We start from the raw sequence: 10,250 nt of genomic DNA, 5'->3' as shown, positions 1-10,250 counted from the left end.
TTGAAATTATAGGACTGAATAAACCTTATAGGCTAGGTTTGTGCAACAAAGCCCTGTGTATCTGATATTTATGCATCTTTCAATTTCTGAAGATACTATTCATCCAATATCCGCTGTTTTCGATTGAGAACAGCATTCAAAATCACAGCACAAAAAGCCGTTAGCAAAATTGGGCTGTTTAACAGAGGTGAAAGATAAGATGGTAGTTGTGAGAAAATAGTAGGTGAGAATACAGGCAACATACCTATGCCGGCACTGACTGCAATGATGTAGAGATTATTCACATTTTGAAAGTCGACACGCTGCAGTACTTTGATACCATTAGATGTCACCATCCCAAACATAAACAATGCGGCTCCACCTAGAACACATGAGGGTATAGACGCAACAAAGTAAGCTATTTTAGGAAATAGACCTAAAAGGATTAAAAACACACCAGCTAAAGCACATACACTGCGATTCTTAACACCTGTGATCGCTAGCAAACCGATGTTCTGAGCATAGGATGTATACGGGAAGATATTAAAAATCCCACCAATCATTGTGCCAAGGCTGTCAGCTCTAAAACCGCGAGTCAATTTTTCCTGATCCACCTCTTCTTCAACAATTTCACCTACAGCCATGAACATCCCAGCTGTTTCAATGAAAATAACCAGCATGACTACGCACATAGTCAAGACAGCCCAAAAGTTAAACTCTGGAATACCGAAGTGAAATGGCATCACCCAACCTAACCATGGGCTTTCATCTATCTTGTCTAAAGAGATGAGGCCAGAAAATGCAGCGATGATATAACCAATTCCCATCCCGATTAGAACTGAAATGTTGCCCAAAAAGCCTTTAACATAACGGCTGATGATAATAATGCTTAATAGAACACAGGCAGCGATAGATAAGTACAATGGATTTCCAAAGTCTTTTACCCCATATCCGCCAGCGGACCATGTGCCTGCAATACCAATGAGAGATAGACCAATCACAAGAATTTGAGTTCCTGTCACCACAGGAGGGAAGAATCGTATTAACTTTCCAATAAATGGTGAAATCAGGAAGCCAAAGATCCCTGCGATAATGATTGCCCCAAATACACTTAGTAGTCCCATATCTGGATTAGTCCCAATTGCAATCATTGGGCCTACTGCAGTAAAGGTAACTCCCATCATAATGGGAAAGCGAATACCTACATTTTTAAAACCAATAGTTTGAATGAGGGTGGCAATGCCACAAACAAATAGATCTGCAGTAATTAAGAAAGCAATTTCTGCAGTGCTTAACCCTAAAGCTCCTCCAACAATTAGGGGAATTGAAACAGCACCTGCATACATTACCAAGACGTGCTGGATACTGAGAAAAATCATGGAGCTTGGTTTTAAGTTATTGGCTGTGATTGTGTTAGTCATATATGTTTTTCTCCTTCAGCCTAAAAGGTATATTTGACGATGAAACTAGTAGCATTTTGATTAGTTTTAAAATATGGAGTGTCTTCGATTAAGAATTTGTTTTTCCAATAGTCGTATTCAATACCTGCTGCTAATTTTTTTGGGCTTAAGCCTAGATGAGGGCTAAGGTCATATTTGATTTGTGGGTTAAAGTGAAAGTCGGAAGAGTTATTACCTTTGGTATTGACTACCCAATCAATGTATCCATCAAAAATGATTGATGATTTAAGAAATGGGACGGTATATGACCAGGAAGGAGTGATTTGCCATTGTCCACTTGGGGTGTTTCCATCGTCTGGAATGCGATAGTAAAAATTAAGGGTGAAATAATCAAAGCCTTTGATATCTAGGTCAAAACCTGGACCAACTAAATAAGTCCACATATCGTCATAGCCAGGCTGATCTTGAATACTTAAGTCAAAACTCGTAGCTATTAGGACATCTTTCACTGGCCCAAAGCTCAAATTCGTATTGGTTAGTTTTCCTATTGAAAAGCGTGGGGCTATTTCTGTATAGACCGCATTATGGCCTTGGGAAGCTGTCTTTTCGCCATCAAACCAATAAGTGTCGACGAATAGATAAAGATCTCCCCATTTCCAATTACTAGCATGTTCGAAGGTAATGGTTTCATGTGTATCTGGTTCAACTTCAAAACCTTTACCGTAAAGTGCAGAAATACTATTGGATTGCCAATTTAACCATGATTCCTCAGCAAAAGAATAAGTGCTTATTAAACATGTGCTTAAAAATAGATAGGGCGCATTTTTTTTCATATAATTGTTTCCGATATTCAAACTTCAGCACGATGTTTGTAGGTTGCACTAAAACGTGATTGCAAATATTCCATACTAGTAATTGGTAAGTACTTAGGTGGATTGGATTCGCTGTAACAGTTAGGTAGGCAACGGATTACAGTTTTTGGACTAGGTTGTATGAAAAATGGAAATGAGAATCTTTGTTTTCCTTTAGGACTCGAAACGCGATGAGGTGTCGATTTATAGAGATCATTTGACCATCGTGCCATCATATCTCCGATATTGATTACATAGGTGTTAGGTATAGGAGGAGCATCGATCCAATTACCATTTACATCCTGAACTTGTAATCCACCTACTTCATCCTGAGCCAAAATAGTTACACACCCATAATCAGTATGTGTTCCCGCATTAAAACCTTGAGAGTCTGTATTGTCTAAGGTAGGCGGATAATGAATTAACCGGAGAAAACATAGGCTGTCTTGCAGACAATGATCAAAATAATTTTGCGGAAGACCAATGGCATGAGACATGGCATTAAGCAATATTTTTGCTAAATCCACCATTTCATCAAAATACTCTTCTGTAGCTACTTTCCACCCTTCAATATTTGGATAAACATTTGGTCCCCTTAGAGGTTCTTGATTAATGACTTCGGGATGATTAGCTTCTAAATGGACACCCATGTCATATATTTCTTTAAAGTCTTCAGGTAAGTCAGGGTTCAGTTGTTCTACTCCTAATGCACCATATCCTCTATGTGCAATTTTATTCTTTTGAATATCTATTTCTAATTTCTCTTGTAGAGGCTTACTAAAAAACTCTTTAGCTAAACTTTGAACTTCTGCAAGGTGATTCGGTTTATAACCACTGATATAGAAGAATCCCCATTCACGACATGCTTGGTCAATTTGGTTGCATATATCTGCATAATCAGGATGGTTAACGTCATAAAGAGGTGCAATGTCGATAACTGGTAATTTTTTCATGGGAAACTCCTTATTATTAGATATATGTTTTTTTGAACATGTTACGATAATGCTGTTCAACACTGATTGGTGGATATAGCGGTTCTGAGTTTTCCTCCAAACACTCTCGAATGCATTCAATCTGATACTGGTGATTACCGCTGTAGAAGAATGGAACAGAATATCGTTCCCCACCTGAGATGTTGATGACGCGATGGAGGGTGGATCTATATGTATTGTTCGTCCACATAGAGATTAGGTCACCTAGGTTAACGACATAACTATCTTCAATAGGCTCTGCCCAAATCCATTGGTTTGTTGACTGATCCCATACTTGTAAACCACGATTATGGTCTTGAAGTAATAGAGTAAGCCCGCCGAAATCAGTATGTGCCCCGCAACCTTTTTCATTTGGTTGAGCATTAGCTGGTTGAGGGGGATAGTGTAATAAGCGTAAAGTGACTAAATCTGCATCCTTACAAAACTCTGTGAAATAGTCAGCTTCCAAGTTTAGAGATAATGCAATAGCACGCATGAGTCGTTCAGAGACTTTAATCAATTCAACTTGATATTCCTCCATTACCTCTTTAAATCCATCAATATCTGGCCATTGGTTTGGGCCTTGGTTAAAAGCTTTATGGATGACAAAAGGATCTGAAGGTGAGCGTTCCTTCCCGATATAAAAGCCTTCCTTTATATCAGGCGGAGAATTAGGTTCAAGTGTTTGTGCTCTTAATGATTCATAGCCTCTATTTGCTTCAGAAAGCTCTTTGGACCACTGCTTTTTCTGTTCTGGGGGAAGACTAAAAAATAATTTGGAATATTCAAAAACCTTATCTTGTAATGCTTTAGAAACTCCATGTCCGGTAATGTAAAAAAAACCTTTATCTAAGCATGCTTTCCGAATATGTGAGGCAATGTTTTGGTGCGTTTGTATGTCATTATCCAAAAGTCCAGAAATATCGATGATGGGTATAGAGGTAATGTTTTGATTGTTTTCCAGCGCAGTCATGTAGCAATCTCTCAAAAATAATGTTTTCTTTTTTTATAAAATAATCATGAGACCGCATAGCAATGAATATCGAGCAAGCTGATGCCAAAAAGAGAGCTATTCTTAATTAATTAAATAAAAACAATTGCTTAAACTTTTTTAAATGAGTGGTGATGCTGAAAAAGCAACGGGATGCACTGAAAATAATGCTTTAGGTCCAAAAAATGGCTGCTACTTAATGGCAAGTTTTTTGCTTCTATTTCAATAGCTCATTCAAATTTATAAATGAATTTGGACTTTAAAGTTGGAATAGGATGTGATGTTAAAATGAGTACACGTGGTCTTCGCTTTCACTCAGCAGCAATTCATTATTTTGATGCTGTACGCCGGTGCGGTTCAATCAGGGAAGCAGCCAGACAATTAAATGTCGTGTCTTCCGCTGTAAATAGGCAAATTTTAAAACTCGAAGATGAAATTGGAGCACCATTATTCAATCGGGTGCCTTCGGGTATGGTGCTTACTCATGCAGGTGAGTTGTTTTCAAGACATATTAGTTTAGTACTGAGAGATACTAAGCGATTGCAGAATGAATTGGATGCACTGAAAGGGCTTTATAAAGGTCATGTTGAAATTGCGAGTGTTGAAACACTAGCGATTAATTTACTGCCAGAGATTATTGAAAAATTCCAGGTCAAATATCCTAATGTAACTGTAGGGGTTACAATTTTAGGCTCAAAAGATATCCCTAATGAAATCATTGAAAATCGGGTGGATCTAGGCTTGGCTTTTGCCTTGCCAAAGCATAATGATTTGCACCAAATAGCAATATCCCATTTTAAATTAGGTGCAATTGTATCGACTGACCATCCGCTGGCTTCTCAAAAGACGGTGTCATTCCATCAGTGCCTCGACTATGATGTGATTATGCCAAAACCTAATTTGTCTATTTATCAACAGTTGGCGCCATTATTTGCGGGTGCACAACATGCTATTCCAAATTTTAAAATACAAACGAGTTCTTTGGAATTAATGAAACAGTTAATACTCAGGAATAAGGGAATTGGTTTTCAGACATTCTTTGGGTTGGAAAATGAAATAATTAATAATCGCCTTCGCTATATTCCGCTTAATGATAACAATGGTATCTACTGTGATTTAGGTCTGTATGCACGTAAAGGTCATTATCTTTCTACAGCAACAGACGCTCTCTCCAGGCTTATTACAGATGAAATCCTACAAAGAGGCGAAGCTGGACAATAAACATAACCTGAAAAGTACAACTAAAAAGCTAAGCCCTTATCGAAATCCCTCAATAAAGGCTTAGCTTTGTTTATTTTGGATAAGCAGCATCCACGCCTTTAACGAAATAATTCATACTCATCAATTGCGTATTTGAGAGATGTTTACCTTTTCCCAAAAGTAATGTTCCATCTTGTTTGTAAAGTGGTCCACTAAACACAATATATTGACCGTTACGAATTTTATCTCGGACTGCCAAAACCTTCATTTTTTCATTGTTAGAGACCATTGGACCAAAACCTGCTATATCGATGGCACCTTCCTTGACACCATACCATGTCGATCCCGACTTCCATATTTTGTTATGCACTTGCTGCAAAACAGGAGTATAGATTTTTTCCCAATATAACACTGATGCAGCTAGGTGACCTTTAGGAGCAAACTTACTCATATCTGAGTTCCAGCCAAAGCCAAATTTCCCTTTTTCCTGAGCAGCTTTAACTACAGCGGGTGAGTTGGTGACTTGTGATAATATATCAGCATTTTGCGATATTAATGCAAGTGCAGCCTCATGCTCTTTTCCTGAATCAAACCAAGTGTTAATCCAGACTATCTTGGTCTTAATTTTTGGATTTACAGATTGAGCCCCAAGTGTATAGGCATTGATGTCTCTAATGACTTCAGGAATTGGGAATGGTGCTACAACACCCAAACATTACTTTTAGTCTTATAGCCTGCCAATACCCCTTGCAAGTAAGAGCCTTCATAGGTTCGGATATCATAGACTCCCACATTTTTTGCAGTTTTATATCCGTTCGCATGCATAAAAATGGTGTTCGGGAACTGTTTAGCTACCTTTTCAATGGCATTCATATACCCGAAGGTAGTAGCAAATATAACCTTATTTCCTTGTTGTGCGAGTCTCCGAAATGTACGTTCAGAGTCGGCATTATCTAGAATATTCTCGATATAAGAGGTCTGAAATTTACCCTGTAAGGACTTTTCTGCTTTCAGACGACCTATATCGTGTGAATAAGACCAACCATAATCGTTTTTATGAGCGACATAGACAAAAGCCGCTTGATCAGCGGCCAATGCTGGATTGGCCCCACTGATGAGTAAAAGTCCTAAAAGACTGGCATTTACGAAAATATTTTTTAAATTAAGTAGGTTATTCATGCTGATTCTCTTTGAAGAGTATCAGTTGAATTTTGTTTTGCCATAAATATTGCCAGTCGCTCCTCATAAATCTCACGAATATAATGGGCAACACTGCAACTGTCGGCAAACATGTTGTATTTCCAATTTAAACCATACGACTCTAAATTGATATTATCAACAGTCATAAGTTGAACTTTAGAATTTGGATTGTTCAAGTAGCTATCAATGATTTTACGAATGACTTCTTTGGTTGGTGCAAGCTTATATGCATGCCAGAAGTCTGTATGCCATTCACCTTCCGTAGGTTGATTAAATGGATACTGAATTCCTCGGCCAGGACGATTTGTTCCTAAGCCATTATATGGTCCTGTTTCAAATGCTAACCAGTTAACTGGATTATTCGGGACTGCAGGACGGATCTGCCCCCATGTAACTAAATTTCGATTCAGCCAATCATCTGCAAAACTATCATTATTAAAAGGATCTAACTTTCTGATAGCTTCAGGATCATCACGCATTTGTGATACAGCAAGCTCAATTTCATTTTCAATTTTAAAAATACAATGGCTGTAATCCATTGCAAACTCAAACGGCACACCTTCTTTTTCTATAAGATCTGCCACCGGAATTACTCGACGATAATCTTCAGACCAGTTATCAACGTGGCACTCTAAGGTAACCGTTATTCCTTTACTTTGAGCGTAGGTGTAGAAATCGATATAAGTTTTAGCAACTTCTTCGTTCGTTACATAATGACCATCTGCATGTTTTGCCCAAATCATCATATTGTGGAATTTGGCCCCTACAGCGGCACTACGATTAATATCCTGTTTGAATGCATCCTCATCCTTGCCAATGACATATAAGCCACAACCAGAATAAATTGGAATATTTGTTTTCTGACTTGCCTTGATGTAAGCATCTATTTGACTATCTTCAAGAGGGATACGATCCAGAAAATCAAAGACCTCCGCAGCTTTTAGCATTTCGAACTGTTCGAGAATAGTAGGCTCATTCAGGCTTACTGGTCGTTCTTTTGATGAGTTTTGAATGCCTAAACCAGCACAACCTAGGGGAAACATTTTTTTCATAATTTTGATACCAACTGTTGAATAAATTAAACGGCTTCTTTTTTCGATGCGTAAGTTTTTTGATACATATAGGCTATGTATTCACCTACAGTCATTTCTTTAGGTTCAGCCTTAAATTGATCACCTAAATTTTGCAGCGTTTTGATTTTGTATTCGTAATCCAAGTCAAAGAAGGTTGGAACCGAATAACGTGAGACACCTGCTTTACTATTGAAAACACGGTGCATATTTGAGAGGTAGAGTCCATTAGTCATGAATTGGACTAAATCACCGAGGTTTACGATAAAAGTATCTGGTATGTGAGGTGCACGTATCCATTCACCCTCACTATTGCGTACTTCTAGTCCACCTACTTCATCTTGCAATAAGAGCGTCAGTAACCCCCAATCAGTGTGCGCACCGGACCCTAGCTGATTGTTTACAATTTTTTCAGATTGAGGAGGATAGTGAAGCATACGGGTAATAATGACAGTTTCATCATAGCCTGCCTCGAAGTAGTTTTCTTCAAGCCCAAGAGAAAGTGCCAATAGGCCAGCTAGATGCTTACCCAGTTTTAAAGTCTGTTGAATATAGGTTTCGGTCTGGGTCTTCATTTCAGGAAGATCTTCAGGCCACTGATTCTGCCCATGTTGTGGATAGCCTTTTTGGACATATGGGTGACTTGAATCTAGATTTTTCCCTGACATGAACCCTTCTTTTAAGTCAGGAGGAGAGCCTTCATCAAGTGTTTGAGCTGCCATTGGTTCATAACCACGAAGGCATTTGGAGTTTTTGAAATCAATTTCTAGTTTCTTTTCAATCGGAAGGTCAAAAAACTGTTTTGCAATGTCTAATTGTTTTTGGAGAACTTCAGAAGCGATACCATGATTTTTAATATAGAAGAAACCTGTTGTTCTGCATGCTTTATGGATTTCCCACGCAACAGATTTCCGTTTTTCTAGGTTATCGGAAAAACTGTCGCTTAAGTCGATTACTGGAATACTTTTAGCCGTAGAAGGTGGTGTGTATGTCAACATTTTTGTGGCTCTTTGAACTTTGTTGTTATCAACTTAATGACAATTTAATTCCGTGCATAGCAGAGAATCTCGCTCAACTCGTTGCCAAAAAGGCAACACTAAATAAAGTCAGAGTAGTAATAGGAGTCCAAGTAATTCAGCATCAATTAAGAATTGTGATGAGTTATAAAATGCTAGTTATTCGTTAAGTTTAGATAAGAAGAACAATAATAAGAAAAGTGTTCTAAAAATTAGAAATACCATTCCTAAAGTCTTTAATAGACAGATAGAAAAGAAAAAGTCATGATGAAGCAATGCTAAGAAGTTTGAATTAATCAATAACTTATAAGAGGGGCAGCGCTAAAATGAATGCAATACCAGTTCTCAATTTATTCACTCAGCCACAATGTAGTCAATTTGACCCAAATGACTGGAATATTCTAGCGCAGCATTGGTATCCGGTAGTTCAAATCCAGGATGTAACGACCCAACCGCAACAAGTTCAGCTTCTTGATGTCAAAATGGCTATTTATAAAACTGAAAGTGGAGAAATTCATCTGGTCAGAGATATCTGTCCACATCGAGGAGTGCCATTAAGTAAAGGATGGGTAGAAGGTGAAAATATTGTTTGTCCCTATCATGGGCTCAACTATAACGCACAAGGTAAGTGCGTAAAAATCCCTGCTCAACCAGAACTTACCCAAATTTCAGATCGGTTCACCTTAACTAAATTCCCTGTAGTTGAGAAATATGGACTAGTTTGGACCAGCTTATTTAGCCGTGATGAAAGTGAAGCTAATTTTCCAGTTCTTGAAACTTGGGATTCGGATGAACATCAATCAATACTCCCACCATTTGTTGATATAGCAGGTTCTAGTGGTCGTCAGCTTGAAGGTTTTATCGATGTGGCACATTTTGCCTGGGTGCATAACAAGGCATTCGCTGATCGTGATAATCCAGTAGTGCCAAAATATGAAACTGAAAGAACAGATTATGGACTTAAAACGATTTATATCTCTACAGTAAGTAACTTTCCTCATAGTTTGAGACATTTAGAGCCAGAGAATTTCTTATGGAAACGAGAATTTGATGTATATCCTCCATTCTCGGCAACACTTACTGTCTATTTTCCTAACAATGGGATTTTAAAAATTTTGAATGCTTGTTGTCCTGTTTCGCATAATCAAACCAGGCTATTTGTTCCGTTGACACGTAATTTTGATACGACGGGTGACCTACAGGCTGTATATGACTTCAATGCACAAATTTTTGCAGAGGATCAGGATATTGTTGAGAGTCAAAAACCGGAAGAACTTCCATTAGATGTTTCAATGGAGGCGCACTTTGCAGCAGACAAATCTTCAACGACATATAGACGGATATTGGCAGAATGGGGATTAAGTAAAAGATATGTGGTCTAGAGATATAAGATAACCTGATTATCTCGATTGGTTGAAATATAAGGGAGGTAGTCTCCCTTATATTTTTAGAGATTGATTTCGCAGAAATACTAATATAAAAGTGACTCACCATTTATCGTAATTTCATTGTCTTAGCTTCTTCTAATTAATAAACTTGATTTTGTTACAATATCAAGTTTGTACAGGGGGA

The 10,250-nt window shown here is 38.0% G+C and carries 8 protein-coding genes and 1 pseudogene; 2 read left to right on the top strand and 7 right to left on the bottom strand.

Annotation, left to right across the window (positions count from 1 at the left end; genetic code table 11):
* Positions 1 to 95: 95 nt before the first annotated feature.
* From CL42_RS14510 to CL42_RS14495, 4 genes are read right to left on the bottom strand one after another with little or no spacing between them, the layout of a single operon-like run.
* Positions 96 to 1,400: a nucleobase:cation symporter-2 family protein gene (locus CL42_RS14510; RefSeq protein ID WP_000185581.1), complete on the bottom strand. Its 1,305-nt coding sequence runs from the start codon at positions 1,398 to 1,400 to the stop codon at positions 96 to 98.
* Between the two features lie 20 nt (positions 1,401 to 1,420).
* Positions 1,421 to 2,212 (bottom strand): outer membrane protein OmpK, encoded by a 792-nt coding sequence (locus CL42_RS14505; protein ID WP_005403790.1) that lies wholly within the window; start codon positions 2,210 to 2,212, stop codon positions 1,421 to 1,423.
* A 17-nt stretch (positions 2,213 to 2,229) separates the two neighbouring features.
* Complete coding sequence (locus tag CL42_RS14500) at positions 2,230 to 3,183, bottom strand: isopenicillin N synthase family dioxygenase (protein ID WP_000735995.1); 954 nt, start codon at positions 3,181 to 3,183, stop codon at positions 2,230 to 2,232.
* Positions 3,184 to 3,199: 16 nt separating this feature from the next.
* Positions 3,200 to 4,174: an isopenicillin N synthase family dioxygenase gene (locus CL42_RS14495; RefSeq protein ID WP_000125683.1), complete on the bottom strand. Its 975-nt coding sequence runs from the start codon at positions 4,172 to 4,174 to the stop codon at positions 3,200 to 3,202.
* A gap of 306 nt (positions 4,175 to 4,480) precedes the next feature.
* On the opposite strand from CL42_RS14495, the gene CL42_RS14490 reads away from it, so the two are divergent.
* Positions 4,481 to 5,413 (top strand): LysR family transcriptional regulator, encoded by a 933-nt coding sequence (locus tag CL42_RS14490; protein WP_004778253.1) that lies wholly within the window; start codon positions 4,481 to 4,483, stop codon positions 5,411 to 5,413.
* Between the two features lie 70 nt (positions 5,414 to 5,483).
* Here the strand turns inward: CL42_RS14490 and CL42_RS17685 are convergent.
* The 3 genes and pseudogenes from CL42_RS17685 to CL42_RS14470 all read right to left on the bottom strand — a co-directional run bounded on the left by CL42_RS17685 (position 5,484) and on the right by CL42_RS14470 (position 8,660).
* Positions 5,484 to 6,571 (bottom strand): annotated as a pseudogene (locus CL42_RS17685) (BMP family ABC transporter substrate-binding protein).
* A complete protein-coding gene (locus CL42_RS14475) occupies positions 6,568 to 7,644 on the bottom strand; it encodes a hypothetical protein (RefSeq protein WP_035270141.1) in 1,077 nt (358 codons plus the stop codon). The pseudogene CL42_RS17685 and the gene CL42_RS14475 overlap by 4 nt, the downstream one beginning before the upstream one ends.
* Positions 7,645 to 7,670: 26 nt before the next feature.
* On the bottom strand, positions 7,671 to 8,660 hold the full coding sequence (locus CL42_RS14470; protein WP_005403799.1) for an isopenicillin N synthase family dioxygenase: 990 nt from the start codon (positions 8,658 to 8,660) through the stop codon (positions 7,671 to 7,673).
* A 344-nt stretch (positions 8,661 to 9,004) separates the two neighbouring features.
* Here CL42_RS14470 and CL42_RS14460 point away from each other — a divergent pair, with 344 nt between their 5' ends.
* Complete coding sequence (locus CL42_RS14460; protein ID WP_000991568.1) at positions 9,005 to 10,060, top strand: aromatic ring-hydroxylating oxygenase subunit alpha; 1,056 nt, start codon at positions 9,005 to 9,007, stop codon at positions 10,058 to 10,060.
* The last annotated feature ends 190 nt before the right edge of the window (positions 10,061 to 10,250 follow it).

Origin of the sequence: Acinetobacter sp. Ver3 (assembly GCF_000632455.1) — a bacterium.
In the GTDB taxonomy this organism is placed as follows: Bacteria; Pseudomonadota; Gammaproteobacteria; order Pseudomonadales; family Moraxellaceae; genus Acinetobacter.
The sequence above is the reverse complement of the archived record's forward strand: the minus strand, read 5'-3'. Positions and strand labels throughout refer to the sequence as shown.

What these genes read in the sequence shown, in the direction of transcription:
- CL42_RS14505 (WP_005403790.1), bottom strand. Translation starts at nt 2,212, where the DNA reads ATGAAAAAAAATGCGCCCTATCTATTTTTAAGCACATGTTTAATAAGC.
- CL42_RS14475 (WP_035270141.1), bottom strand. Translation starts at nt 7,644, where the DNA reads ATGAAAAAAATGTTTCCCCTAGGTTGTGCTGGTTTAGGCATTCAAAAC.
- CL42_RS14470 (WP_005403799.1), bottom strand. Translation starts at nt 8,660, where the DNA reads ATGTTGACATACACACCACCTTCTACGGCTAAAAGTATTCCAGTAATC.
- CL42_RS14490 (WP_004778253.1), top strand. Translation starts at nt 4,481, where the DNA reads ATGAGTACACGTGGTCTTCGCTTTCACTCAGCAGCAATTCATTATTTT.
- CL42_RS14510 (WP_000185581.1), bottom strand. Translation starts at nt 1,400, where the DNA reads ATGACTAACACAATCACAGCCAATAACTTAAAACCAAGCTCCATGATT.
- CL42_RS14500 (WP_000735995.1), bottom strand. Translation starts at nt 3,183, where the DNA reads ATGAAAAAATTACCAGTTATCGACATTGCACCTCTTTATGACGTTAAC.
- CL42_RS14460 (WP_000991568.1), top strand. Translation starts at nt 9,005, where the DNA reads ATGAATGCAATACCAGTTCTCAATTTATTCACTCAGCCACAATGTAGT.
- CL42_RS14495 (WP_000125683.1), bottom strand. Translation starts at nt 4,174, where the DNA reads ATGACTGCGCTGGAAAACAATCAAAACATTACCTCTATACCCATCATC.